The following is a 26,726-nucleotide window of genomic DNA, read 5'->3' on the forward strand; positions in this document are numbered from 1 at the left end:
CGGAGAAACTATCCACTACGATATAAACAACGGGCCGACCAATGAGCATCCGTCTAGAGTAGCTGTTGACCAAATAAATATCGGCAATCGTTGCGTCGATTTCGAACTGATGACAGGGTCCACGCAGCCAATCTCGAACGGTACCTGAAAGCGGACGGCAATCCTTTAACCACCTCCTCAACCCTTTACGGCCACGCTCGGTTTCAATCTCGTCGAAAAAAATCTGTCCCCAATATTGGAACTGCCTCAAGCTGGGGAGTTCTGAACCAGGCAACAAACGAAGCTCTTCTTCACTGTTTTTAGAGATGTCTCGAACAGAGTAGAATCGTCTCAACATTTCGTCATATGCGCTCGAAATAGATGATTTCTTATCTCTTACATAAAGAGCATATCCAACACGGATGCATCGTTTATCAACTGCACTGAGCATCTTGGAAGGCGAAGTAAGAACGCCTTGAAATTTAGGCTTTCGCCCTGGTGGCCTGCTCGGATCATATTTTCTATCGGCAACACCTACCGCCGTATAATTATTAAGCAATGAGTTGCGAACTTGACCATAAAACCAATATCGGTAAAGAAGCCGATAGATCGTTTTCCGCTGGATTCCGAGCTCTGACGCCCGTCTGCTAACAAGCCGGCCTAACTCACCTCGTACAAATATTTGTCCCGGGTATTCAGGATCTAATAGAGGGGCGATGACGGCCCACTTTTCGTCCCGGCCTTGCTTGGCTCTCTCATCCAACTGTTCCTCAAGCACAAGCATAAACTCGGGCGTGGTGATGGCTGCTGGTTTGGTGTGACCAGACGCTATCGAGCGACGCAGCTCATCCAGACCAACCGCGTACGGCTGCCGGGGTGGGTCAGCTAGATCCATCAAAACTGCTAAGTCATGCGTTTCATCCTGGTAAAGGAGCCTGGCTATCGTAGCAATGACCGACAGATCGGTTACAGGCTCGAAAACGTCATTAACGAGAACAGTCATGATAATTTCTCCTTCAACGATACTTGGACAGGGCCCGGTGAAACTTCGAAGCCAGGAACTAGACCAGTAAGGTGGAGAGGAGTGTTAACCAAATCGATTTTCAGTATCTTGTTCCAAACCAGATGAAAGAAAATTGCTTGAGCGTCTATATAGGAAATGGACAGAAGTGATGCTATTTTTCTTAGACAGGTGGCCAAGGTCCACGAATATTCCCGGCTGTTTACAAGGCACTCGATAAAACTCGAATGCAACGGCGCTTTCATTAAATCACGAGAGAGCTTCGAGTACCTCCTGATTAGTCCAAGATTTTTAATCAAATCTCGTGTAAAAAACTCGTCTGTTACGATTTTCCAATCAACACCTTGGCTTTCCCAAAAACGCTTTTCAATTTCAAGTTTTTCAAGCGTTCTTTTACTTCCATTGCCAATTAAATCGGAACGATACTTCACCGTCCTAGCTACCGATTTGAAGTTTCCGCTCGGGTCCTTAACAGTTAACAGGAAGTCTGTTGTCATCACATAAGGCAGTGTTGTTCTAGGGTATCTTGGATAGCGTACATCGATCGCCGACGCTATCGCTTGCGCACGCTCTGTGGGTAGTAAAGGGTATTGCTCCCGTATATCCACGACGTCTTCAGAAAATTCACACACAAGGAAGTACGAACGCTCGAGATCTGACAGGAGGTGATGAATCCTCTCGATCTTCACGCCTTGAATCTTGTGCGAACGACCTATCGACGGGACATCTTGTACCCGCAGCCAAGGCACGTAGCTTGCCCCGGCGCCTTCGCCAAATCCATTTGCAATGTGCCGTTCAATGTCCTGCTGTGATGCAAACTTACGACCTCGCAACCCACGCCTCCTCAGTCGATGCGGACCGCTTCACCTCGCGCCGAGAAAAAGTCGTAGAAGGACACGACCGGCAAAGCGGCCGTATACAAAACGTTTTCTAGACTACACCCGCTGAAAGTTGAAGCGATGATTCCAGACCAAAGGGAAAGCCTGGAAAGGAAAACCCCCGTAGATACGGGGGTTTGAGCCTTGTGTCAATCTATGTTCGCCAGTGTCAAACTTTATTGTTTTGTGTCAATCTTTATTGTTAAAAACCAGGCAGCCAGTCGATTCATTGCGCGTTATTCCACCGTCACCGACTTCGCCAGGTTGCGTGGCTGGTCGACGTCGGTGCCCTTGAGCACGGCGACGTAGTACGACAGCAACTGCAGCGGGATGGTGTAGAGGATCGGCGACAGGGTGTCGTGGATGTGCGGCATGTTGATGACGTGGGTGCCTTCGCCGTTGGTCATGCCGGCTTTTTCGTCGGCAAAAACGATCAGTTGGCCGCCACGGGCGCGCACTTCCTGCAGGTTGGATTTGAGCTTTTCCAGCAGTTCGTTGTTCGGCGCGACGGTGACCACCGGCATGTCGTCATCGACCAGGGCCAATGGGCCGTGCTTCAGTTCGCCAGCCGGGTAGGCTTCGGCGTGGATGTAGGAGATTTCCTTGAGCTTCAGCGAACCTTCCATCGCCACCGGGTATTGCGCGCCGCGGCCGAGGAACAGCGTGTGGTTCTTGTCGGCGAACAGCTCGGCGACTTTCTCCACGGTGCTGTCCATGGCCAGGGCTTCGCCCAGGCGGGCCGGCAGGCGGCGCAGTTCTTCCACCAGCGTGGCTTCAACGCCTTCAGCCAGGGTGCCGCGCACTTGACCCAGGGACAGGGTCAGCAGCAACAAACCAACGAGCTGGGTGGTGAAGGCCTTGGTGGAGGCCACACCGATTTCGCGACCGGCCTGGGTCAGCAGGGTCAGGTCGGACTCACGCACCAGCGAACTGATGCTGACGTTGCAGATCGCCAGGCTGGCGAGGAAGCCCAGCTCTTTGGCGTTGCGCAAGGCGGCCAGGGTGTCGGCGGTTTCGCCGGACTGGGAGATGGTCACGAACAGGGTGTCGGGCTGCACCACCACCTTGCGGTAGCGGAATTCGCTGGCAACTTCGACCTGGCACGGGATGCCGGCCAGTTCTTCCAGCCAGTAACGGGCAACCATGCCGGCGTGGTAGCTGGTGCCGCAGGCGACGATTTGCACGTTGCGCACCTTGGCGAACAGCTCGGCAGCTTGCGGGCCGAAGGCTTGTACCAACACCTGGTTCTGGCTCAGGCGACCTTCCAGCGTGCGCTGCACCACGGAAGGCTGCTCATGGATTTCCTTGAGCATGAAGTGGCGGAATTCGCCTTTGTCAGCGGCTTCGGCGCCGTCACGGTATTGCACGGCTTCGCGCTCAACTGGAACACCGTTGACGTCCCAGATCGCTACGCTTTCGCGGCGGATGTCGGCAATATCGCCTTCTTCCAGGTACATGAAGCGGTCGGTGACCTGACGCAGGGCGAGTTGGTCGGACGCAAGGAAGTTTTCCCCCAGGCCCAGGCCAATCACCAGCGGGCTGCCACTGCGCGCAGCAACCACGCGGTCGGGTTGGCTGGCGCTGACCACGGCCAGGCCGTAGGCACCGTGCAGTTCCTTGACGGTGGCTTTGAGGGCGACGGTCAGGTCGCCAAGGTCCTTAAGCTTGTGGTTCAACAGGTGAGCGATGACTTCGGTGTCGGTGTCCGAAGTGAACACATAGCCCAGGCCTTTGAGCTGCTCACGCAACACTTCGTGGTTTTCGATGATGCCGTTGTGCACCACCGCCAGGTCACCGGAAAAATGCGGGTGGGCGTTACGCTCGCACGGCGCACCGTGGGTCGCCCAACGGGTGTGGGCGATGCCCAAACGACCGACCACCGGCTCACCCAGCAGGGCCTGCTCCAGCTCGGCGACTTTGCCCGGGCGGCGCATGCGCTCAAGCTTGCCGGCGTTGGTGAAAACGGCCACGCCAGCGCTGTCGTAGCCGCGGTATTCCAGGCGCTTGAGGCCTTCAAGCAAGATGGCGGTGACGTTGCGTTCAGCGACGGCGCCTACAATTCCACACATGGCATTTCTCCTAGATGATTGCCGCGCATATCAGCGTAATGCCGCGGGCTTGGATCTGGTCGCGGGCCTCAAGCGGCAGGCGATCATCGGTAATAAGGGTATGGACGCTGCCCCAGGGCAGTTCCAGGTTGGGAATCTTGCGGCCGATCTTGTCGGATTCGACCATCACCACCACTTCACGGGCGACATCGGCCATCACACGGCTCAGGCCCAGCAACTCGTTAAAGGTGGTGGTGCCGCGCTGCAGATCGATGCCATCGGCACCGATGAACAGTTGATCAAAGTCGTAGGAACGCAACACCTGCTCGGCAACCTGGCCCTGGAACGAGTCCGAATGCGGGTCCCAGGTGCCGCCGGTCATCAACAGCACCGGCTCGTGTTCCAGTTCGCTCAAGGCGCGGGCCACGTGCAGGGAGTTGGTCATTACCACCAGGCCGGGCTGTTGGCCCAATTCCGGGATCATGGCGGCCGTTGTACTGCCGCTGTCGATGATGATGCGCGCGTGTTCACGCAACCGCATGACGGCCGCACGGGCGATGGCGCGCTTGTAGGCCGAAATGGGTTGGGCGGCGTCGCCCACCAGTTCCTGCGGCATGGTGATCGCGCCACCGTAACGGCGCAGCAACAGGCCGTTGCTTTCGAGGGCAGCCAAATCCTTGCGGATGGTCACTTCCGAGGTTTCGAAACGCTTGGCCAATTCGTCCACGCTGACTTCGCCCAGTTCATTGAGCAACGTCAGAATGTTGTGGCGCCGTTGGGGGGTATTTCGTTTCGACATGGTGATGATAAGTTTCGTTTCGAAAGATAACGAAGGCAATCAAAACCTATTAGCGAAAGATCGTCAAGCAGGCACTGAACTTTTTAATCAACACAGATGAAAAATGTGGGAGCGGGCTTGCTCGCGAAAGCGGTATGCCAGTCAACACATGTATCAACTGAAAGACCGTCTTCGCGAGCAAGCCCGCTCCCACATGGGCACTACAGTGTCTCGGATATTGTGGATAACTCAGGTCTTCGGGATTTTGACCGGGCGTTTCCAGCCGTCGATGTTGCGTTGGCGCGCGCGGGCGACTGCCAACTGCGACTTATCCACATCCTGGTTGATGGTCGAGCCCGCCGCCGTATTCGAGCCGTCACCGATGGTCACCGGCGCGATCAAGGAGTTATTGGAGCCAATAAAGACGTCTTCACCAATGGTCGTCTGATACTTGTTGGCGCCATCGTAGTTGCAGGTGATAGCGCCGGCGCCGATGTTACTGCGCGCCCCGATCACTGCATCACCGAGGTAGGCCAGGTGGCCAGCCTTGGCATCGTCGCCCATGTGCGCATTTTTCAGTTCGACAAAGTTACCCACATGCGCCCTGGCGCCAAGCACGCTGCCGGGACGCAAGCGCGCAAACGGGCCGGCATCGCTGCCCTGGCCCATCACGGCGCCGTCAATGTGGCTGTTGGCTTTCACCACCACACCTTTGCGCAACGTGCTGTCCTTGATCACGCAATTCGGGCCGATCACCACGTCGTCTTCGATGACCACACGGCCTTCCAGGATCACGTTGATGTCGATCAGCACGTCGCGGCCTACCGTCACTTCACCGCGTACATCGAAGCGGGCCGGGTCGCGCAGGGTCACACCCTGGGCCATCAGGCGGCGGCCTTCGCGTAATTGGTAGTGACGCTCCAGCTCTGCAAGCTGCTTGCGGTCGTTGGCGCCCTGCACTTCCATCGGGTCGTGGGGTTGCTCGGTGGCGACCAGCAGGCCATCACTCACGGCCATCTCGATGACGTCGGTGAGGTAGTACTCGCCTTGGGCATTGTTGTTGGACAGACGGCTCATCCAGTCGGCAAGACGGTCAGCCGGCACAGCGAGAATGCCGGTGTTGCCTTCGGTGATGGTGCGCTGGGCTTCGGTAGCGTCTTTGTGCTCGACGATGGCTGCAACCTTTCCATCGGCATCGCGCACGATGCGGCCGTAGCCGGTCGGGTCATCCAGCTCAACGGTGAGCAGGCCCATTTGGCCAGGCACGACATGCTTGAGCAGGCGTTGCAGGGTTTCCACTTCAATCAGCGGAACGTCGCCGTAGAGGATCAGCACGGTGTCAGCGGTGATGAACGGCACGGCCTGCGCGGTCGCGTGGCCGGTGCCCAGCTGTTTGTCTTGCAATACGAAATTCAGGTCGTCGGCCGCCAGACGCTCACGCACCACATCGGCACCGTGGCCAATCACCACGTGAATACGCTGTGGGTCCAACTGCCGGGCGCTGTGGATAACATGGCCAAGCATGGAGTTGCCGGCCACCGGGTGCAGCACCTTGGGCAAGGCCGAACGCATGCGAGTGCCCTGGCCTGCGGCGAGAATAACGATTTCAAGAGACATGAATGGCTACCAATCCTGGGCGGTCCGACTTCAGACCAAAGAAGTGTTTTGCTAAAAAAGAAAAAGGGTAGCCGAGGCTACCCTTTTTAATCAATCGCGCATGAAGCAAGACGGCGTGGCCGCTTACTTCTTGCGGATCTGCTGGAGCGTGCGCAGCTGAGCTGCAGCCTCGGCCAGACGTACAGCAGCAGCGCTGTAGTCGAAGTCCGCGCCCTTTTCGTTCAGGGCCTTCTCGGCAGCCTTGACGGCTTCCTGAGCGGAGGCTTCATCCAGGTCGCCAGCACGTTGCACGGTGTCGGCAAGTACCTTGACCATGTTCGGCTGAACCTCAAGGAAACCACCGGAGATGTAAAACACCTCCTTTTCCCCGCCTTGCTTGGTCAGAGTGATCGGACCTGGCTTCAAGCTGGTGATCAATGGCGCGTGGCCCATGGCAATACCCAGGTCACCGAGTTCGCCGTGTGCAATCACCATTTCTACCAGACCGGAGAAGATTTCCCCTTCCGCGCTGACGATATCGCAATGGACTGTCATAGCCATCTGATTGCCTCAACCTGATGAGCGCCCGTTTCCGGGCGCCGAAATTACAGTTTCTTGGCTTTCTCGATCGCTTCTTCGATGCCGCCGACCATGTAGAACGCTTGTTCTGGCAGGTGGTCGTAGTCACCGTTGAGGATGCCTTTGAAGCCAGCAATGGTGTCTTTCAGGGAAACGTATTTACCCGAAGCACCGGTGAAGACTTCAGCCACGAAGAACGGCTGCGACAAGAAGCGCTGGATCTTACGAGCACGGTTTACCAACTGCTTGTCGGCTTCCGACAGCTCGTCCATACCCAGGATCGCAATGATGTCCTTCAGTTCTTTGTAACGCTGCAGCACGTACTGAACGCCGCGAGCGGTGTCGTAGTGCTCCTGGCCGATCACGTTCGGGTCCAGCTGGCGCGAAGTCGAGTCGAGTGGATCGACCGCTGGGTAGATACCCAGGGAAGCGATGTCACGGGACAGAACGACGGTGGCGTCCAAGTGGGCGAAGGTGGTCGCAGGCGACGGGTCAGTCAAGTCATCCGCAGGTACGTATACCGCTTGGATCGAGGTGATCGAACCTTCTTTGGTCGAAGTGATACGTTCTTGCAGAACGCCCATCTCTTCGGCCAGGGTCGGCTGGTAGCCTACTGCGGAAGGCATACGGCCCAGCAGTGCGGATACTTCAGTACCGGCCAAGGTGTAACGGTAGATGTTGTCGACGAACAACAGAACGTCGTTACCTTCGTCACGGAACTTCTCGGCCATGGTCAGGCCGGTCAGTGCTACGCGCAGACGGTTACCCGGCGGCTCGTTCATCTGACCGTAAACCAGTGCCACTTTGTCCAGAACGTTGGAGTCCTTCATCTCGTGGTAGAAGTCGTTACCCTCACGGGTACGCTCACCCACACCGGCGAACACGGAATAACCGCTGTGCTCGATGGCGATGTTACGGATCAGTTCCATCATGTTTACGGTCTTGCCTACACCGGCACCACCGAACAGACCGACTTTACCGCCTTTGGCGAACGGGCAAACCAGGTCGATAACCTTGATGCCGGTTTCCAGCAGATCGTTGCCGCCCGCTTGTTCGGCGAACGAAGGTGCTGGACGGTGAATGCCCCAGCGCTCTTCGGTGTCGATCGGACCCGCTTCGTCAATCGGGTTGCCCAGTACGTCCATGATCCGGCCCAGGGTCGCTTTACCGACCGGTACGGAGATGGCAGCGCCGGTGTCAAGCACACCCAGACCACGTTTCAGGCCTTCGGTGGAACCCATTGCAATGGTACGAACCACGCCGTCGCCCAGCTGCTGCTGAACTTCCAGAGTGGTGCCGGCATCGCTTTGGACTTTCAAAGCGTTGTAGATGCTCGGTACGCTGTCGCGTGGAAATTCCACGTCGATAACGGCGCCGATGATTTGAACGATACGTCCGCTACTCATAGCTGGATCCTCTGAATATTTGAACCGTTAAACCGCGGCAGCGCCGCCGACGATTTCCGAGATCTCTTGGGTGATCGCAGCCTGACGCGCCTTGTTGTAGATCAGCTGCAAATCGCTGATCAGATCACCGGCGTTATCGGTAGCGTTTTTCATCGCGATCATCCGCGCCGCTTGTTCAGCTGCGTTGTTCTCGACCACCGCCTGGTACACCTGCGACTCCACGTAGCGCACCATCAAGCCGTCAAGCAGCTCTTTGGCGTCTGGTTCGTAGAGGTAGTCCCAGTGGTGCTTGAGTTCCTGATCCGGAGTCGCCACCAGTGGAATCAATTGCTCCACGGTTGGCTGCTGGGTCATGGTGTTGATGAACTTGTTGGATACCACGGACAGGCGGTCAATCCGGCCTTCCAGGTACGCATCCAGCATCACCTTCACACTGCCGATCAAATCATTGATCGACGGCTCTTCACCCAGGTGGCTGATAGCTGCAACGACGTTACCGCCGAAGTTACGGAAAAAGGCCGCACCCTTGCTACCCACAACACACAGATCGATCTCGACGCCCTTTTCGCGGTTTACCGCCATGTCCTTGACCAGGGCCTTGAACAGGTTGGTATTCAGACCACCGCACAAACCACGGTCACTGCTCACTACCACATAACCCACACGCTTAACTTCGCGGTCGATCATGAAGGGGTGGCGGTATTCCGGGTTGGCGTTGGCCAAATGCCCAATTACCTGGCGGATACGCTCCGCATAAGGACGGCTAGCAGCCATGCGCATTTGTGCCTTGCGCATTTTGCTGACCGCCACTTTTTCCATGGCGCTGGTAATCTTTTGCGTGCTTTTGATGCTCGCAATCTTACTGCGAATCTCTTTTGCGCCTGCCATGTAACACCTATCAGGTTAGCAAGCGGGAGCCTTGCGGCTCCCGCTGCGGCTTACCAGGTTTGGGTGGCCTTGAACTTCTCGATACCGGCTTTCATGCCAGCGTCGATTTCGTCATTGAAGTCACCCTTCACGTTGATCTTGGCCAACAAGTCGGCATGATCGCGGTTGAAGTAAGCAATCAGCGCTTGTTCAAAGCTGCCGACCTTGGTGATTTCGACGTCAGTCAGGAACCCACGCTCAGCGGCATACAGCGACAACGCCATGTCAGCGATCGACATTGGGGCGTATTGCTTCTGCTTCATCAGCTCGGTAACGCGCTGACCATGCTCAAGTTGCTTACGGGTCGCTTCGTCCAGGTCAGAAGCGAACTGGGCGAATGCCGCCAGTTCACGGTACTGAGCCAGAGCGGTACGGATACCACCGGAGAGCTTCTTGATGATCTTGGTCTGAGCGGCACCACCCACACGGGATACCGAAACACCGGCGTTCACTGCAGGACGGATCCCGGAGTTGAACATGGCCGATTCCAGGAAGATCTGACCGTCGGTGATGGAAATCACGTTGGTCGGAACGAACGCGGAAACGTCGCCAGCCTGGGTTTCGATGATCGGCAGTGCAGTCAGGGAACCGGTTTTGCCGGTCACTGCGCCGTTGGTGAACTTCTCTACGTATTCTTCCGAAACGCGGGATGCGCGCTCCAGCAGACGGGAGTGGAGATAGAACACGTCGCCTGGGTAAGCTTCACGGCCTGGTGGACGGCGCAGCAGCAGGGAAATCTGGCGGTAAGCCACTGCTTGCTTGGACAGATCGTCATAAACGATCAGCGCGTCTTCACCGCGGTCGCGGAAGAATTCACCCATGGTGCAACCGGAGTACGGTGCCAGGAATTGCAGCGCAGGAGATTCCGAAGCACTGGCAGCCACGATGATCGTGTTGGCCAGGGCGCCGTTTTCTTCCAGCTTGCGAACCACGTTGGCGATGGTCGATTGTTTCTGACCGATCGCTACGTAGACGCAGAAAATGCCGCTGTCTTTCTGGTTGATGATCGCGTCGATGGCCAGAGCGGTTTTACCGATCTGACGGTCACCAATGATCAGCTCACGCTGGCCACGGCCGACAGGAATCATGGCATCGACAGCCTTGTAGCCAGTCTGTACAGGCTGGTCTACCGACTTACGCCAGATCACGCCCGGAGCAACTTTCTCGACCGCGTCGGTCTCGGTGTTGCCCAGTGGACCTTTGCCGTCAACAGGGTTACCCAGTGCGTCGACTACGCGACCCAGCAGTTCCTTACCAACAGGAACTTCGAGGATGCGGCCGGTGCACTTGGCGCTCATGCCTTCAGCCAAAGACTGGTACGCGCCCAATACAACGGCACCTACGGAGTCTTGCTCCAGGTTGAGAGCCATACCGTAGACGCCGCCCGGAAACTCGATCATCTCGCCGTACATTACGTCGGCCAGACCGTGAATCCGCACGATGCCGTCAGATACGCTGACGACAGTGCCTTCGTTACGGGCTTGGGAGGTCACATCGAGCTTGTCGATGCGGCCCTTGATAATTTCACTTATTTCGGAAGGATTGAGTTGCTGCATTGCTCTGCTGCCCCTTCAAACTCAAGATTTCAATGCTTCGGCAAGTTTCGCGATTTTTCCGCGAATCGAGCCATCGATAACCAGGTCGCCAGCACGGATAACAACACCACCAATCAGGGATGCGTCCTCCGAAGCTTGCAGGCGCACTTCCCGGTTGAGTCGTGCACTGAGAACCTTGGCGAGTTTGTCTTGCTGTTCTTGGTTCAATGCAAAAGCACTGGTGACTTCAACGTCTACCGACTTCTCTTCTTCGGCCTTGTACAGGTCGAAAAGAGCGGCGATCTCCGGCAGAAGCGGGAGACGGTCGTTTTCGGCAACGACGTGGATGAAGTTCTGCACTTTTACATCAAACTTGTCGCCGCACACTTCAATAAAAGTGGCGGCCTTGTCTGCGCTCGTCAGGCGCGGGGCCTTGAGCACGCGCTGCATGGTGTCGTCTTGCGACACTGCTGCAGCCAGGCCGAGCATGGCTGACCAAGAGGCCAGTTGCTGGTGGGCCTGGGCGTGCTCGAAGGCTGCCTTAGCGTAAGGTCGGGCCAACGTGGTCAGTTCTGCCATGATCGCCCTCGCTTAAATTTCAGCAGCCAGTTTGTTAACCAGCTCCGCGTGCGCGTTTTGATCGATTGTGGCGCCCAGAATCTTCTCAGCACCGCCGACCGCCAGAGCACCCAGTTGGGCACGCAGCGCGTCTTTGACGCCGTTCAGTTCCTGTTCGATCTCGGCATGAGCCGAAGCCTTCACACGGTCAGCTTCGACGCGGGCTTTATCAACAGCCTCTTCGACGATCTGGTTACCGCGTTTCTTGGCTTGCTCAATGATTTCAGCTGCCTGTGCCTTAGCTTCGCGCAGTTGAAGACCCGCTTTCTCTTGGGCCAACTCCAGGTCGCGAGCTGCACGGGTGGCAGCGTCCAAGCCGTCTGCGATCTTCTTCTGACGTTCGTGCAAAGCCGCGATGACCGGAGGCCACACGAACTTCATGCAAAACACTACAAAAATGAAGAACGCAACGGATTGGCCAATCAGGGTTGCATTAATGTTCACGCCAACACCTCGCTCATTCGTTGTCCATCACCCCAATCAACTCGAAAAATTCGAGTGATTAGCCAGCGAGTTGACCAACGAAAGGGTTCGCGAAGGTGAAGAACAGAGCGATACCAACGCCGATCATGGTCACGGCGTCGAGCAGGCCGGCGACGATGAACATTTTAACTTGCAGCATTGGGACCATTTCTGGCTGACGCGCTGCGCCTTCCAGGAATTTGCCGCCCAGCAGGCCGAAACCAATGGCAGTACCCAGGGCGCCCAGGCCGATCAACAGTGCAACAGCGATAGCGGTTAGACCAACTACAGTTTCCATCTTTCCTCCCGACTTTTACGTCGTATGGTTTAGGTTTTTTAGATTTTAAAGCGGTAAAACAAATCGTTTCATAGCCCTGGTGGGCCACCTTCCCGTTTCACCGGGAAGGACATCAGACTAGTCGAGACTGGTCTTAATGGTTCTCTTCGTGCGCCATCGACAGGTAGACGATGGTCAGCATCATGAAGATGAAGGCCTGCAGGGTAATGATCAGGATGTGGAACACAGCCCACGCCCACTGCAGAACTACGCCCAGGCCGCTAAGCCAGAGCAGACCACTGCCGAACATCACAGCGATCAGAATGAACACCAGCTCGCCGGCATACATGTTGCCGAACAGTCGCAGAGCCAGGGAAATCGGCTTGGCGATCAGGGTTACGAATTCCAGCAGGAAGTTCACCGGGATCAGCAGGGCTTGAAGGAAAATGTTCTTGCTGCCGAACGGGTGCAGGGTCAGTTCGCCGATGAAGCCGCCGATGCCCTTGACCTTGATGCTGTAGAAAATGATCAACGCAAACACCGACAGGGCCATGCCCAGGGTGGCGTTAGGGTCCGTAGTGGAAACCGCACGGAATGGAATGTGGTGATCGCCGGTGATCAGGATGGCCAACTGAGGAATCCAGTCGACCGGAATCAGGTCGACGGCGTTCATCAGGAACACCCAGACGAAGATGGTCAGTGCCAGCGGTGCAATCACCGGGCTACGGCCATGGAAGCTGTCTTTCACGCTGCCATCGACGAATTCGACCAATACTTCAACGAAGTTCTGCAAAGCACCTGGCTGACCGGAAGTCGCCTTCTTTGCCGCCATGCGGAAAATCAGGACGAAGATCAGACCCAATGCGACAGACCAACCCAGAGTATCCAGGTGGAATGCCCAGAAGCCCATTTCTTTGGCTTCTGCTGCGGAGTGGGCAAAGCCCCAGCCGCCGTTGGGAAGCTGACCGAAGGTCAGGTTCTGCAAGTGGTGCTGGATATAGCCCGAAGCGGTTGTTTCTGCCATGGTTGCCTCAAACGCCCTAAGGTTTCGAAAGTCTTGTTTTCATTAGCAGGGGAGCGAACCAGTTGACCAGTTGGGTCAACACGAAGACGCCGAATACAGCCAGCGGCGCCAATGGCTTCACACCTGCAAAGGTCAGTGCAAACAGCACTGCCGTCAAAATCAGTTTCCCTGCCTCGCCGGCATAAAATGACCGGACGATAGACTGGGCTGCTCGGGCGCCGGAAAACCGAAAGGCCCTGTGAGCAAAATACATATTGGGCAGCAAGGCTATCAGGCCTCCGCAGAGTCCTGAATATCCGGCTACGACTCCATGCCAATACCAAAGCGCCAATGCGGCGATCAGCAAAACGACAAATTGAGCCAATAAAACCGGGAAAACGGCCAAGCGATGGAACGGCAACGTGTTTGGCGTGCGGGTTTCCATCACTCTTGCTCCTCAATGGTCGGCTGCCGGAAATCAATAACTTGGCATAATTTGTGCCGACAAAATGCGCGCAGAGTATAGGGGCGGTTCTGCCCCTATTCAACTGCCGGGTAGTGTTTTCCGATCGCGCGCTACATGAGTAAATGTTTCAGCGGATGTGGGCAAGGACGCCCTGAAGCTCATCGAGTGAGTTATATCCGATGACCAATTGCCCTTTGCCTTTCTTGCCGTGGCGAATTTGCACCGCAGAGCCTAGGCGCTCGGCCAGGCGCTGCTCAAGGCGCGCTATATCCGGATCAGGTTTGGCCGTTTCGACCGGTGCAGGTTTGCCACTGAGCCACTGGCGAACCAGGGCCTCAGTCTGACGAACGGTGAGCCCACGTGCGACAACGTGTCGCGCCCCTTCAACCTGTTGATTTTCCGGCAAACCGAGCAAAGCACGGGCGTGGCCCATTTCCAGGTCGCCGTGGGACAACATGGTCTTGATGACTTCCGGCAATGCGATCAGGCGCAGCAGGTTGGACACGGTCACGCGGGACTTGCCCACAGCATCGGCCACTTGTTGCTGGGTCAGCTGGAATTCGTGCTGCAGGCGCTGCAACGCAATCGCTTCTTCGATCGGGTTGAGGTCTTCACGCTGGATGTTCTCGATCAACGCCATGGCGATGGCGGTTTCATCCGGCACATCACGCACCATCGCCGGGATGGTTTCCTTGCCGGCCTGTTGGCTGGCGCGCCAGCGGCGTTCGCCGGCGATGATTTCAAAGCGCCCGCCACCGATCGGGCGAACCACGATCGGCTGCATTACGCCTTGCGCCTTGATCGAATTGGCCAGTTCTTCCAGCGCCTGGGGGTCCATGTCCCGGCGTGGCTGATATTTGCCGCGCTGGATCAGGTCCAGGGGCAGGTGCTGCAGCTCGCGCTCGTCGGCCTGCACCGCTTGCTCTTCAAGCGATGTGACGGTCGGACCACTCAACAGTGCATCCAGTCCACGTCCGAGACCTCGTTTCTTGACGGCCATGGGGATTCCTTAAGTTGGCTGGGCTGCAGCGGTGCGTGAGTTGCGGCGTTGACGGCGGACCATCTCGCCGGCCAGTGCCAGGTAGGCGATGGCGCCACGCGATGATTTGTCGTACGCCAAAGCCGGCATGCCGTAACTCGGCGCTTCGGCCAGACGGATGTTGCGCGGGATCACGGTGTCGTACAGCTGCTCGCCAAAGTGTTCCTTGAGCTGCGCCGACACATCGTTCATCAGGCTCAGGCGCGGATCAAACATGGTCCGCAGCAAACCTTCGATCTGCAGGTTCGGATTAAGCAGCTCGGCGATTCGCTTGATGTTATCCACAAGGTCGCTCAACCCTTCCAGTGCGTAGTACTCGCACTGCATGGGGATGATGACCCCGTCGGCGGCCACCAGCGCGTTCAGTGTCAGCATCGACAGTGACGGCGGGCAGTCGATCAAAATGTAGTCGTAGTTCTCGCGGATCGGCGCCAAGGCGCTGCGCAGACGGCTTTCTTTCATCTGCATTTCCAGCAGCACCACTTCCGCCGCGGTCAAATCGCGGTTGGCCGGCAGCAGTTGATAACCACCGTGCTCGGAATAGTGCATGGCCTGGGCCAGGTCGCACTCGCCAATCAGCAAGTCGTAGACCGAGTTTTCCAGGCCGTGTTTATCCACACCGCTACCCATGGTGGCGTTGCCCTGTGGATCGAGATCGATCAACAGCACCCGGCGCTTGGTCGCGACCAGGGATGCTGCGAGGTTGATGCAGGTGGTGGTTTTGCCCACGCCACCTTTCTGGTTCGCTATCGCGAATACCTTAGCCATTCTTGCTTGTGTTCCCAATCATGCCGTGCGGCGCAGTATCAGCAGATGGCGTTGGCCTTGGCAACCGGGTACGGCCAAGGCATGTTCGCTATCGAGGTGGAAGTCTGCCGGCAATGCTAACAGCTCATCGCTTGGATGGACGCCCTTCATTGCCAGCCAGCGGGTGTCGCGGTCGCCCAGGTGGCGCGTCCAGTTGCTGAAGTTCTCCATGCTGCTGAACGCCCGGGAAACAATTCCGGTGAATGGCAGTTCAGGCCTGAACTCTTCTACCCGGCTGTGGATAACGTGCAGGTTATCCAGTTTGAGTTCGAGTTTTACCTGGGTCAGGAAGCGGGTTTTCTTGCCATTGCTGTCCAGGCACGTCACTTGCGACTCCGGAAACAGGATGGCCAGCGGAATACCGGGCATGCCACCGCCACTGCCGACGTCGAGCCAGCGACCATTTTCGATGAATGGCATCACGCTCAAACTGTCGAGCAAGTGACGAGAGACCATTTCGTCAGGGTTACGTACTGCGGTCAGGTTGTAGGCCTTGTTCCATTTGATCAACAGGGCCAAGTAACCCAGCAGCAATTCGTGCTGGGCTGCGGTCAGGTCAACACCTAACTGGCGCGCCCCTGTGGATAACTCTTCGGCGTGTTGCAAGGTGACCAACGAACTCAAGCGCTTTGCTCCAACTGACGGCCCGCGCCGCGTTTTTTCAAATGAATCATCAACAGCGAAATCGCTGCCGGGGTGACGCCGGGGATGCGTGAAGCCTGGCCCAATGTTTCAGGGCGAGTTATCCCCAGCTTGCTTTGAATTTCCTTCGACAACCCGGAAATGCCGGTGTAATCGATATCCACAGGCAGCTTGGTGTCTTCACTGGCGCGCAGGCGAGCGATCTCGTCCTGTTGGCGATCAATGTAACCGGCGTACTTGGTCTTGATTTCGACCTGCTCGGCGACCTGCGGGTCTTCTGCACCGTGGCCTGTCACTTCGATCAGACCAGCGTAGTCGATTTCCGGTCGGGACAGCAGGTTCAGCAAGTTGTACTCATGGGTCAGCGGTGTACCGAATTTTTCGGAAATCGCATCGCCCTGCTCGGTGCCCGGGCGAACCCAAGTGCTTTTCAAGCGTTGTTCTTCGAGCGTGATGCTTTCGCGCTTTTTGCAGAAGGCCTCCCAGCGAGCGTCATCGACCAGGCCCAACTCGCGACCTTTTTCGGTCAGGCGCAGGTCGGCATTGTCTTCACGCAGGATCAGGCGGTATTCAGCCCGGGAAGTGAACATCCGGTACGGTTCCTGAGTGCCCAGGGTAATCAAGTCGTCGACCAGCACACCGATGTACGCTTCATCGCGACGCGGGCACCAGCTGTCTTTGCCCTGTGCACGCAATGCGGCGTTGGTCCCGGCCAGCAAACCTTGGGCGCCGGCTTCTTCGTAACCGGTGGTGCCGTTGATTTGCCCAGCGAAGAACAAACCGCCGATGACTTTGGTTTCCAGGCTGTATTTCAGGTCACGCGGGTCGAAGTAGTCGTACTCGATGGCGTAGCCCGGTCGCACGATGTGGGCGTTTTCCATGCCGCGAATCGACTGCACGATCTGGATTTGCACGTCGAACGGCAGGGACGTGGAAATGCCGTTCGGGTATAGCTCGTGAGTCGTCAAACCTTCGGGCTCGATGAAGACTTGGTGGCTTTCCTTATCGGCAAAGCGGTGGATCTTGTCTTCAATCGACGGGCAATAACGCGGGCCGATGCCTTCGATCACCCCGGAGTACATCGGCGAACGATCAAGGTTCGCGGCAATGATCTCGTGGGTGCGTGCGTTGGTGTGGGTAATCCAGCAACTGACCTGTTTCGGGTGCTGTTCTTTGGAACCCATGAACGACATGACCGGAATCGGTGTATCACCGGCTTGTTCGGTCATCACCGAGAAATCCACAGAACGACCGTCGATACGCGGCGGAGTCCCGGTTTTCAGGCGGCCGACACGCAGCGGCAGTTCGCGCAGGCGTTTTGCCAGGGCAATCGACGGCGGATCACCGGCACGGCCACCGGAATAGTTCTGCATGCCAATGTGGATAAGTCCGCCGAGGAACGTGCCGGTGGTCAACACCACGGAATCTGCGAGGAAACGCAGGCCCATTTGAGTGACAACACCGCGTACCTGGTCCTGCTCGACGATCAAGTCATCGGCGGCCTGTTGAAATATCCACAGGTTCGGCTGGTTTTCCAGTGTTTCACGTACCGCGGCCTTGTACAGGATGCGGTCGGCTTGTGCCCGAGTGGCACGCACGGCCGGGCCTTTGCGGCTGTTGAGCACGCGAAATTGAATACCACCCTTATCGGTAGCCATGGCCATCACGCCGCCGAGGGCGTCGATTTCCTTGACCAGATGGCTTTTGCCGATCCCACCAATGGCGGGGTTGCAACTCATGGCACCGAGGGTTTCCACGTTATGCGTCAGCAACAGGGTTTTTACGCCCATGCGTGCTGACGCCAGTGCTGCCTCGGTACCGGCATGACCGCCGCCGATGACGATCACTTCAAAACGGGAAGGGAAATCCACCACGCACCTCGTGCCTGCTTATGTAGGTAATCAGGAATTGTTTGTTGAAAGAGTTTTGGAGCTTTGGCGGCAAGTATAGGGACTTAGCCCTTCCTAAAGAACCCTTTGGACAAAATTTAACCAGCTGTGGATGAATCACAGACAATAGAAATTAAAAGAGAGAGATTTATTAAATCTTTGTTTTTATGTTTATTTCTACTGAGGCTACTTTCTGTGGATAGATCTATACAGCCCTTTATTTACGTAGTGTACAGAGATTCAAAAGTCTGTGGTCATGTGCCCATGAGGCACTTGGATAAGTGCTTTAAGCCTGTGGATTAAACAGGTGGTTATCCACAGGCGGGTTTTTACTCAGGTTTCGAGCCCTGTTATCAACTGGGCACAGGGCCGGTTATTCACAGGGCTTAATCCACAGAAATGCACGCGCGAAGACAAATTACGGCCACGGAAAAGCCGCCAATGCTTTGGTGGTCAGGGAAAAATGGAAGGAGATGGGGTGAAACGAGAGAAACAGACAGGCACGAATGGCCTGTCTGTGAACAACGAAGGGACTATTTACCGATACAGAAGCTGGAAAAGATACGGCCCAACAAGTCATCCGAGCTGAAAGCGCCGGTGATTTCACCTAAAAGTTGCTGCGCTTGGCGTAAATCCTCAGCCAGCAACTCTCCAGCGCCCGCCAAGGTCAGCTGCGCCCGACCGTGCTCCAACGCCGTGCTGGCATGGCGAAGCGCTTCCAGGTGCCTGCGGCGAGCACTGAAGCTGCTTTCCGACGTCTGTTCGTAGCCCATGCAGGCCTTGAGGTGCTCGCGCAGTAACTCCAGCCCATCGCCGGCCGACTTTGCGCTCAGGCTGATGGTGACGTGGCCATCTTCACTGGTCTCCATCGCGATGGCTTCACCCGTGAGGTCGGCCTTGTTGCGAATCAAGGTCACTTTGGCCGCGTCCGGTCGTTGCTCAAGGAATTCCGGCCACAACGCAAATGGATCCAGAGCCTCCGGTGCAGTGGCATCCACCACCAACAACACACGATCCGCTTCGCTGATCGCCTTGAGTGCGCGCTCTACGCCGATCTTTTCCACTTGGTCATCGGTATCGCGCAAGCCGGCCGTGTCGACCACGTGCAGCGGCATGCCATCGATGTGGATATGTTCGCGCAAGATATCCCGGGTGGTGCCGGCAATCTCGGTAACGATGGCGGCTTCACGTCCTGCCAGGGCATTCAGCAGGCTGGACTTGCCGGCGTTCGGCCGCCCGGCAATCACCACCGTCATGCCATCGCGCAGCAGGGCACCCTGCCCGGCCTCGCGCAGCACTGTGGATAACTCATCGCGAACCCTGTCTAGCATTGCCAGGACGTGTCCATCGGCGAGGAAGTCAATTTCCTCCTCCGGAAAATCAATCGCGGCCTCGACGTAGATGCGCAAGCTGATCAATTGCTCGGTCAGGTTATGCACACGTATCGAAAATGCGCCTTGTAGCGAGCGCAACGCATTGCGCGCCGCCTGTGCAGAACTTGCCTCGATCAAGTCAGCGATAGCCTCAGCCTGGGCCAGGTCGAGTTTGTCATTCAGGAATGCGCGTTCGCTGAATTCCCCAGGGCGTGCCAGACGGCAACCCAACTGAAGGCAGCGCTGCAGCAACATATCCAGGACGATCGGGCCGCCGTGGCCCTGCAATTCCAGAACATCTTCACCGGTGAACGAATTAGGGCCAGGAAAGTAAAGCGAAAGGCCTTCATCCAACACGGTGTTATCGGCGTCCAGGAATGGACCGTAGTGGGCGTATCGGGGTTTTAACTCACGGCCGCTGATGGCCTGGGCGGCCACACTCGCGAGCGGCCCGGAAATTCGAACGATACCGACACCGCCGCGACCTTGAGCGGTTGCGACAGCAGCGATGGTTTCACGAGGTGCACTCATCAGCGTGTTCCAGAACAAAAGTAACGGAAAGCAAAACGCCCCACTAGGGGGCGTCTTGAGTGGTTATCCACAGAGTAAATTACGCAGCAGCTTTTTTGGTAGCCGCTTCGATTTTACGCGTGATGTACCACTGTTGAGAGATCGACAGGCAGTTGTTGACCACCCAGTACAGCACCAGACCAGCCGGGAACCACAGGAAGAAGAAGGTGAAGATGATTGGCATCATTTTCATTACCTTGGCCTGCATCGGATCCGGCGGAGTCGGGTTCAGACGCTGCTGGATAAACATGGTTGCGCCCATGATGATCGGCAGGATAAAGAACGGGTCTTTGATCGACAGGTCAGTTATCCACAGCATGAACGGTGCCTGGCGCATTTCCACGCTTTCCAGGAGTACCCAATACAGCGACAGGAATACCGGCATCTGCACCAGAATAGGCAAGCAACCACCCAGCGGGTTGATCTTCTCTTTCTTGTACAGCTCCATCATGGCCTGCGACATTTTCTGCCGGTCATCACCATGTTGTTCTTTCAGAGCCGCCAGTTTCGGAGCCACGGCACGCATGCGCGCCATCGACTTGTAGCTGGCTGCCGACAGAGGGAAGAAAATCCCTTTGATCAGCATAGTCAGGAAGATGATCGAGAAGCCCCAGTTGCCAACGATGCTGTGGATATGTTGCAGCAGCCAGAAAATCGGCTGGGCAATGAACCACAGAATGCCGTAGTCCACAGTCAATTCCAGACCTGGGGACAACTCTTTCAGCACGGCCTGGCTTTTCGGGCCGGCATACAGAGTGGCGCTGGTTTCAGCCTTGGCACCGGGTGCGACGGTCAACGCCGGGCCAGTAAAACCAATGATGTAGTTGCCTTGGCTGTCTTTGCGGGTTTGAACCAGGTTGGCATCACCCTTGTTCGGGATCCAGGCGGTCACGAAGTAGTGTTGCAACCAGGCGACCCAGCCGCCTTGAACGGTTTCTTTCAGCGCGCCCTTGTCGATATCTTTCATCGACACTTTTTTGTACGGCTCGCTACTTGTCCACAGGGCGGCGCCCAAGTAGGTCGCGGTGCCGGTGGCAGTGCTGGAAGACGGATCGGCGCTGTTGTCACGCTTGAGCTGGGCAAACAGGTTGCCGCTCCACGGTTTGGCACTTTCGTTGTCGATCAGGTAAGTGACCTTCAAGTCGTACAAACCACGGGTAAAGCTGAAACGCTTGATGTAGTTGACGCCGTCGAGGCTGAATTTCAGGTCGACGTTCAACTGGTTCTGGCCATCAGCCAGTTGATAAGTCTTCTGTTCGGTCGAATAAACCGGACGACCGGTAGCACGCGCATCCGGACCATCGGTACCCGTCAGGCCACTTTGTGCCAGATAAGTACGTTCACCGCCGTTATCGAACAGTTGGAACGGAACATCCGGGTGGTCTTGGCGACGTGGATACAGCGGCAGCTTCAGCTGGGCAATATCACCACCTTGTGGATCGATAGCCAGGTCGAGCACATCCGTTTTCACGTGGATGAGGTCTTTATTGGTGACCACTGGCGTTTCTAGAGGGGCGGTTGTCTCGCCATTCGCGCTGGGAACATCGGCACTCGCGGACGCATTGTTACCCAGCGGGGTGTCCGGAATAGCCGGCGCAGCCTGATTGGTAGCAATATTCTGAGTCGGCAGGGCAGCTTGGCCGTAGTCCTGGTTCCACTTAAGAACCATGACGTAGGACACGATTGCCAGGGCGACGATCAGGATCGTGCGTTTAATATCCATGATTACTCGGCCATCGAAGAAGAACGGGAGGTAGGGATAGGTGGAACCGGGTCATAACCACCGGTATTCCACGGATGACAGCGGCCTAAACGACGAAAGGCCAGCCAGCCACCGCGCAGAAGACCATGATTTTCTATGGCCTCTAACGCGTAGCAGGAACAACTGGGGTAGAAACGACAGTGATTGCCCATCAGAGGACTAATGGCATAGCGATAAAACTGGATCGGAACGATGGCCAGTTTACGCATCAAGGCTGTCTACCCCTACAGTTTCGGTGCTGACTGCTGGTGTTGGCTTGTTGGTACGCGCCAAACGTTTCCAGAGCTTGCCGAAATGCTGAATCAATTCGGGGTTTTCTACGTCCCCCAAGCCTTTGCGCGCGACGATAACAATATCCCAACCAACCAGAGTGTCCTGGTGGAGGCGAAACGATTCGCGCATCAGACGCTTGAGGCGATTGCGCTCAACGGAGAGCTTTACGCTCTTTTTGCCAATCACCAACCCGAGACGGGGGTGATCCAAATCGTTGTTACGCGCAAGGAGCAGGAGATTTTTCCCCGGAACCTTGCCGGTGGGGGAGTCAAAGACTGCCTTGAAATGCCGGGGGGTCAGCAAACGCTTTTCCCGACTGAAGTCCTGACTCACCACCAGTACCGGATTATCAAACTGCCAGACGCGCACGACCTTTGGCGCGGCGACGCGACAGGACAGCACGGCCGTTCTTGGTTGCCATGCGAGCACGGAAGCCGTGAGTACGGGCGCGTTTGATGGTGCTTGGTTGGAAAGTACGTTTCATGGCGTTGTTACCTGGTTCGTCCACAACGGGCCGGAATGGCCCCCGTTTTAAGAGACCGGCGATTCTAGAGAAAGCAAGCCTCTAGGTCAATTTCCAACCAGCTTTTCCTTCAATTAGATCTCAACGGGGTGCGAGGCGTTTTCTGTGCGCTCGGCTTCCAGAGTCAGTGCCATAGATATAAAAATAAAGAAGGAAGTTATTTAAAGCTTTTCTGTAAAGCTTATAAAAGCTAGGCAGTCATTCCTCTGTGGATAAGTGACCTGAGGCCATGTTTTACCTGATGTACAGAGAATGACAACTACGGGGGAAAACGGTGCTCTCCCTGTGCTGCACTGTCGGATAAGCTGTGGGTGGAATGGCTTGTTATCCACAGGCCAGTTACCCACAGACTTTCGACCCCACTTGTGCAATGAGCTTAGGCCCGCTTATCCACAGAGCTTATGCACAGACCACTGGTCGCCTTTTTTGCAGTTAACGCATTGATTTTGGCCGCTCTGTGAGCAACCTACATGTGGATAAGTGGGCGTCTGGCCGCTACAATGGCGGCTGTTTTTGCCTCACCGGCTTTCAACTTAGGGGATATCCGTGTCAGTGGAACTTTGGCAGCAGTGCGTGGAGCTTTTGCGCGATGAGCTGCCTGCCCAGCAATTCAACACCTGGATCCGTCCGCTACAGGTCGAAGCCGAAGGCGACGAGTTGCGTGTCTATGCGCCCAACCGTTTTGTCCTCGACTGGGTCAACGAGAAGTACCTGAGCCGCGTTCTCGAATTGCTCGATGAACACGGCAATGGCATTGCGCCCGTGCTTTCCTTATTAATAGGCAGCAAACGCAGCTCCGCGCCTCGCGCCGCGCCGAATGCTCCACTGGCAGCGAGCGCTTCGCAGGCTCAGGCCGCAGTGGCACCTGTTAATAACTCGCCGACGCCGATTGCCCAGACGCCTTCGAAATCCTCATCGCAGAAAAACTCGCCTATAAATGAAGAGCCGTCCCGCGATAGCTTCGATCCGATGGCGGGCGCCAGTTCCCAACAGGCACCGGTCCGTGCGGAACAGCGCACCGTGCAGGTTGAGGGTGCGCTTAAGCACACCAGTTACCTGAACCGCACCTTTACCTTCGAAAACTTCGTCGAAGGCAAATCCAACCAGTTGGCTCGCGCAGCCGCCTGGCAAGTGGCCGATAATCCCAAGCACGGTTACAACCCGCTCTTCCTGTATGGCGGCGTTGGCTTGGGTAAGACGCACTTGATGCACGCTGTGGGTAACCATCTATTAAAGAAGAACCCCAATGCCAAGGTCGTGTACCTGCATTCGGAGCGCTTCGTGGCTGACATGGTCAAGGCTTTGCAGCTCAATGCCATCAACGAGTTCAAACGTTTCTACCGCTCGGTGGATGCGTTGCTGATCGATGACATTCAATTCTTCGCGCGTAAAGAACGTTCCCAGGAAGAGTTTTTCCACACGTTCAACGCATTGCTCGAAGGTGGCCAACAGGTCATCTTGACCAGTGACCGTTACCCGAAGGAAATCGAAGGTCTGGAAGAGCGTCTGAAATCGCGCTTCGGCTGGGGCCTGACTGTTGCTGTAGAGCCGCCGGAACTGGAAACACGCGTCGCCATCCTGATGAAAAAGGCCGACCAGGCCAAAGTCGATCTGCCTCACGATGCCGCCTTCTTTATTGCCCAGCGCATCCGCTCCAACGTGCGTGAGCTGGAAGGCGCGCTCAAGCGGGTCATTGCGCACTCGCACTTCATGGGTCGCGATATCACCATCGAGCTGATTCGTGAATCGCTGAAAGACTTGTTGGCGCTGCAAGACAAACTGGTGAGTGTGGATAACATCCAACGCACCGTGGCCGAGTACTACAAGATCAAGATTTCCGACCTGCTGTCCAAGCGCCGTTCGCGCTCGGTAGCGCGTCCACGTCAGGTGGCCATGGCACTCTCCAAAGAGTTGACCAACCACAGCCTGCCGGAAATAGGTGATGTGTTTGGCGGTCGCGACCACACCACGGTCTTGCACGCATGCCGCAAGATCAATGAACTTAAGGAATCCGACGCGGATATTCGCGAGGACTACAAGAACCTGCTGCGTACACTGACAACTTGATGACACCAGCGCAGCTTATTAAGGCAAGGGACTAGACCATGCATTTCACCATTCAACGCGAAGCCCTGTTGAAACCCCTGCAACTGGTCGCAGGCGTCGTCGAGCGCCGACAGACCTTGCCGGTGCTCTCCAACGTATTGCTGGTGGTCGAAGGCCAGCAATTGTCCTTGACCGGTACCGACTTGGAAGTCGAGCTGGTCGGTCGCGTACAGCTGGAAGAACCCGCCGAACCGGGCGAGATCACTGTGCCGGCACGCAAGCTGATGGATATCTGCAAAAGCCTGCCGAACGATGCGCTGATCGACATCAAAGTTGATGAGCAGAAGCTGGTGGTCAAGGCCGGTCGTAGCCGTTTCACCCTGTCGACCCTGCCAGCTAACGACTTCCCGACGGTGGAAGAAGGCCCGGGTTCGCTGACGTGCAGCCTTGGGCAAAGCAAGCTGCGTCGTTTGATCGAACGTACCAGCTTCGCCATGGCCCAGCAGGACGTGCGTTATTACCTCAATGGCATGCTGCTGGAAGTGTCCGAAGGCATCATCCGCGCCGTCGCAACTGACGGTCACCGTCTGGCGATGTGCTCGATGAAAGCCGATATCGGCCAGCCGGACCGTCACCAGGTCATTGTGCCGCGCAAAGGCATCCTTGAACTGGCACGTCTGCTCACCGAACCGGACGGCAACGTCAGCATCGTGTTGGGTCAGCACCACATCCGTGCCACCACCGGCGAGTTCACCTTCACCTCCAAATTGGTAGATGGCAAGTTCCCGGATTACGAGCGTGTACTGCCTAAAGGCGGCGACAAGCTGGTGCTGGGTGATCGTCAGGCACTGCGTGAAGCGTTCAGCCGTACGGCCATTCTGTCGAACGAAAAGTACCGTGGTATCCGCCTGCAACTGGCCAACGGTCAGCTGAAGATCCAGGCCAACAACCCGGAGCAGGAAGAAGCGGAAGAAGAAGTGGGCGTCGACTACAACGGTGGTTCGCTGGAAATCGGCTTCAACGTGAGCTACTTGCTGGACGTGCTGGGTGTGATGACTACCGAACAGGTTCGCCTGATTCTGTCGGACTCCAACAGCAGCGCACTGGTGCAGGAATCCGACAACGACGACTCGGCTTACGTTGTTATGCCGATGCGCCTGTAACCATGCTCAGCAGAAGCTAGATGTCCCTCAGTCGCGTTTCAGTCACCGCGGTGCGCAATCTGCACCCGGTGACCTTCTCCCCTTCCCCCCGCATCAATATTCTCTACGGCGCCAACGGCAGTGGCAAAACCAGCGTGCTGGAAGCCATACACTTGCTGGGGCTTGCCCGTTCCTTTCGCAGCGCCCGTTTGTTACCGGTTATTCAGTACGAACAACTGGCGTGCACGGTATTTGGCCAAGTCGAATTGGCGGAAGGTGGCCACAGTAGCCTAGGCATCTCACGTGATCGCGGTGGGGAATTTCAAATTCGCATCGACGGGCAAAATGCTCGCAGCGCTGCACAGCTCGCGGAAATTCTGCCACTGCAGTTGATCAACCCCGACAGCTTCCGGCTGTTGGAAGGCGCGCCGAAAATTCGCAGGCAGTTCCTCGATTGGGGAGTGTTCCACGTGGAACCACGTTTCATGGCCACGTGGCAGCGCCTGCAGAAGGCCCTGCGGCAGCGGAACTCATGGCTGCGGCATGGTACACTTGACGCCGCTTCGCAAGCGGCCTGGGACCGGGAACTGTGCCTGGCCAGCGACGAAATAGATGAATACCGCCGCGCTTATATCAAAGCCTTGAAACCAGTCTTTGAGCAGACCCTGAGTGAGTTGTTGGATCTCGAAGGGCTGACGCTGAGTTATTACCGTGGTTGGGACAAAGAGCGTGAACTGAGTGCAGTGCTCGCCACGTCCCTGCAGCGTGATCAGCAAATTGGTCATACCCAAGCCGGACCCCAGCGGGCTGATTTGCGTCTTAGGTTAGGCGCTCACAATGCCGCGGATATCTTGTCCCGTGGTCAGCAGAAGTTGGTGGTGTGTGCGCTGCGTATCGCCCAGGGCCACTTGGTTAGCCAGGCCCGTCGCGGCCAGTGTATTTATCTGGTGGATGACCTGCCGTCGGAACTCGATGAGCAACACCGTCGCGCGTTATGCCGCTTGTTGGAAGACTTACGCTGCCAGGTGTTTATCACCTGTGTAGACCACGAATTATTGAGGGAAGGCTGGCAGACGGAAACGCCAGT

General features: G+C 56.5%; 25 protein-coding genes and 1 pseudogene. 3 read left to right on the forward strand and 23 right to left on the reverse strand.

Going from position 1 to position 26,726, the window contains the following annotated elements; genetic code table 11:
• From WBB95_RS18355 to rpmH, 23 genes and pseudogenes are all read right to left on the reverse strand, one after another.
• A pseudogene (locus WBB95_RS18355) lies at positions 1-982 on the reverse strand (transposase); the annotation flags it as partial.
• Complete coding sequence (locus WBB95_RS18360; protein WP_045061250.1) at positions 979-1,833, reverse strand: TnsA endonuclease N-terminal domain-containing protein; 855 nt, start codon at positions 1,831-1,833, stop codon at positions 979-981. The gene WBB95_RS18360 and the pseudogene WBB95_RS18355, both read right to left, overlap by 4 nt.
• A gap of 281 nt (positions 1,834-2,114) precedes the next feature.
• Positions 2,115-3,947: a glutamine--fructose-6-phosphate transaminase (isomerizing) gene (gene glmS, locus WBB95_RS18365; RefSeq protein WP_424488884.1), complete on the reverse strand. Its 1,833-nt coding sequence runs from the start codon at positions 3,945-3,947 to the stop codon at positions 2,115-2,117.
• A 10-nt stretch (positions 3,948-3,957) separates the two neighbouring features.
• Positions 3,958-4,725, reverse strand: coding sequence for a DeoR/GlpR family DNA-binding transcription regulator (locus WBB95_RS18370; RefSeq protein ID WP_424488885.1), 768 nt, complete (start codon positions 4,723-4,725; stop codon positions 3,958-3,960).
• Between the two features lie 228 nt (positions 4,726-4,953).
• The gene (glmU, locus tag WBB95_RS18375) at positions 4,954-6,321 is read right to left on the reverse strand and encodes a bifunctional UDP-N-acetylglucosamine diphosphorylase/glucosamine-1-phosphate N-acetyltransferase GlmU (RefSeq protein ID WP_424488886.1); all 1,368 of its coding nucleotides are present in this window, start codon (positions 6,319-6,321) and stop codon (positions 4,954-4,956) included.
• Between the two features lie 123 nt (positions 6,322-6,444).
• Positions 6,445-6,861, reverse strand: a complete 417-nt coding sequence (locus WBB95_RS18380; protein WP_003177061.1) for a F0F1 ATP synthase subunit epsilon — start codon at positions 6,859-6,861, stop codon at positions 6,445-6,447.
• Positions 6,862-6,905: 44 nt separating this feature from the next.
• On the reverse strand, positions 6,906-8,285 hold the full coding sequence (gene atpD / locus WBB95_RS18385) for a F0F1 ATP synthase subunit beta (RefSeq protein ID WP_056860940.1): 1,380 nt from the start codon (positions 8,283-8,285) through the stop codon (positions 6,906-6,908).
• A 27-nt stretch (positions 8,286-8,312) separates the two neighbouring features.
• Positions 8,313-9,173 carry a F0F1 ATP synthase subunit gamma gene (atpG, locus tag WBB95_RS18390; protein WP_010207685.1) on the reverse strand — a complete coding sequence of 287 codons (861 nt, stop codon included), beginning with the start codon at positions 9,171-9,173 and terminating at the stop codon, positions 8,313-8,315.
• A 50-nt stretch (positions 9,174-9,223) separates the two neighbouring features.
• Positions 9,224-10,768, reverse strand: a complete 1,545-nt coding sequence (gene atpA / locus WBB95_RS18395; RefSeq protein ID WP_056860941.1) for a F0F1 ATP synthase subunit alpha — start codon at positions 10,766-10,768, stop codon at positions 9,224-9,226.
• 21 nt (positions 10,769-10,789) lie between these two features.
• Positions 10,790-11,326 (reverse strand): F0F1 ATP synthase subunit delta, encoded by a 537-nt coding sequence (locus tag WBB95_RS18400; RefSeq protein WP_017135121.1) that lies wholly within the window; start codon positions 11,324-11,326, stop codon positions 10,790-10,792.
• 12 nt (positions 11,327-11,338) lie between these two features.
• Complete coding sequence (locus tag WBB95_RS18405) at positions 11,339-11,809, reverse strand: F0F1 ATP synthase subunit B (RefSeq protein ID WP_424488887.1); 471 nt, start codon at positions 11,807-11,809, stop codon at positions 11,339-11,341.
• Positions 11,810-11,867: 58 nt separating this feature from the next.
• Positions 11,868-12,125 carry a F0F1 ATP synthase subunit C gene (gene atpE, locus WBB95_RS18410; RefSeq protein WP_002555987.1) on the reverse strand — a complete coding sequence of 86 codons (258 nt, stop codon included), beginning with the start codon at positions 12,123-12,125 and terminating at the stop codon, positions 11,868-11,870.
• 133 nt (positions 12,126-12,258) lie between these two features.
• Positions 12,259-13,128, reverse strand: a complete 870-nt coding sequence (gene atpB, locus WBB95_RS18415; protein WP_424488888.1) for a F0F1 ATP synthase subunit A — start codon at positions 13,126-13,128, stop codon at positions 12,259-12,261.
• A 16-nt stretch (positions 13,129-13,144) separates the two neighbouring features.
• Positions 13,145-13,552 (reverse strand): F0F1 ATP synthase subunit I, encoded by a 408-nt coding sequence (locus tag WBB95_RS18420; RefSeq protein ID WP_424488889.1) that lies wholly within the window; start codon positions 13,550-13,552, stop codon positions 13,145-13,147.
• Between the two features lie 148 nt (positions 13,553-13,700).
• Positions 13,701-14,573, reverse strand: a complete 873-nt coding sequence (locus WBB95_RS18425) for a ParB/RepB/Spo0J family partition protein (protein WP_375065807.1) — start codon at positions 14,571-14,573, stop codon at positions 13,701-13,703.
• 9 nt (positions 14,574-14,582) lie between these two features.
• Entirely contained in the window at positions 14,583-15,380 is a 798-nt protein-coding gene (locus tag WBB95_RS18430; protein WP_032885161.1) for a ParA family protein, read from the reverse strand.
• An 18-nt stretch (positions 15,381-15,398) separates the two neighbouring features.
• Complete coding sequence (rsmG, locus tag WBB95_RS18435; protein ID WP_424488890.1) at positions 15,399-16,043, reverse strand: 16S rRNA (guanine(527)-N(7))-methyltransferase RsmG; 645 nt, start codon at positions 16,041-16,043, stop codon at positions 15,399-15,401.
• Positions 16,040-17,932 carry a tRNA uridine-5-carboxymethylaminomethyl(34) synthesis enzyme MnmG gene (gene mnmG, locus WBB95_RS18440; protein ID WP_424488891.1) on the reverse strand — a complete coding sequence of 631 codons (1,893 nt, stop codon included), beginning with the start codon at positions 17,930-17,932 and terminating at the stop codon, positions 16,040-16,042. The genes rsmG and mnmG overlap by 4 nt, the downstream gene beginning before the upstream one ends.
• Positions 17,933-18,483: 551 nt before the next feature.
• A complete protein-coding gene (gene mnmE, locus WBB95_RS18445) occupies positions 18,484-19,854 on the reverse strand; it encodes a tRNA uridine-5-carboxymethylaminomethyl(34) synthesis GTPase MnmE (protein ID WP_424488892.1) in 1,371 nt (456 codons plus the stop codon).
• Positions 19,855-19,933: 79 nt separating this feature from the next.
• Positions 19,934-21,616 carry a membrane protein insertase YidC gene (gene yidC / locus WBB95_RS18450; RefSeq protein ID WP_424488893.1) on the reverse strand — a complete coding sequence of 561 codons (1,683 nt, stop codon included), beginning with the start codon at positions 21,614-21,616 and terminating at the stop codon, positions 19,934-19,936.
• A gap of 2 nt (positions 21,617-21,618) precedes the next feature.
• Positions 21,619-21,864 (reverse strand): membrane protein insertion efficiency factor YidD, encoded by a 246-nt coding sequence (gene yidD / locus WBB95_RS18455; protein WP_424488894.1) that lies wholly within the window; start codon positions 21,862-21,864, stop codon positions 21,619-21,621.
• The gene (gene rnpA, locus WBB95_RS18460) at positions 21,857-22,261 is read right to left on the reverse strand and encodes a ribonuclease P protein component (protein WP_200909404.1); all 405 of its coding nucleotides are present in this window, start codon (positions 22,259-22,261) and stop codon (positions 21,857-21,859) included. Before rnpA ends, yidD begins: the two co-directional genes overlap by 8 nt.
• A gap of 16 nt (positions 22,262-22,277) precedes the next feature.
• Positions 22,278-22,412: a 50S ribosomal protein L34 gene (gene rpmH, locus WBB95_RS18465; protein WP_003213577.1), complete on the reverse strand. Its 135-nt coding sequence runs from the start codon at positions 22,410-22,412 to the stop codon at positions 22,278-22,280.
• Between the two features lie 585 nt (positions 22,413-22,997).
• Between rpmH and dnaA the strand changes: the two genes are divergently transcribed.
• From dnaA to recF, 3 genes are all read left to right on the forward strand, one after another.
• Entirely contained in the window at positions 22,998-24,518 is a 1,521-nt protein-coding gene (gene dnaA, locus WBB95_RS18470) for a chromosomal replication initiator protein DnaA (protein ID WP_424488895.1), read from the forward strand.
• Between the two features lie 38 nt (positions 24,519-24,556).
• Positions 24,557-25,660 carry a DNA polymerase III subunit beta gene (gene dnaN, locus WBB95_RS18475; protein ID WP_424488896.1) on the forward strand — a complete coding sequence of 368 codons (1,104 nt, stop codon included), beginning with the start codon at positions 24,557-24,559 and terminating at the stop codon, positions 25,658-25,660.
• A gap of 20 nt (positions 25,661-25,680) precedes the next feature.
• Positions 25,681-26,726 (forward strand): DNA replication/repair protein RecF (recF, locus tag WBB95_RS18480; RefSeq protein ID WP_424488897.1); only part of this gene is annotated, 1,046 nt, incomplete at its 3' end.

Origin of the sequence: Pseudomonas sp., from assembly GCF_049645325.1 — a bacterium.
Lineage (GTDB): Bacteria > Pseudomonadota > Gammaproteobacteria > Pseudomonadales > Pseudomonadaceae > Aquipseudomonas.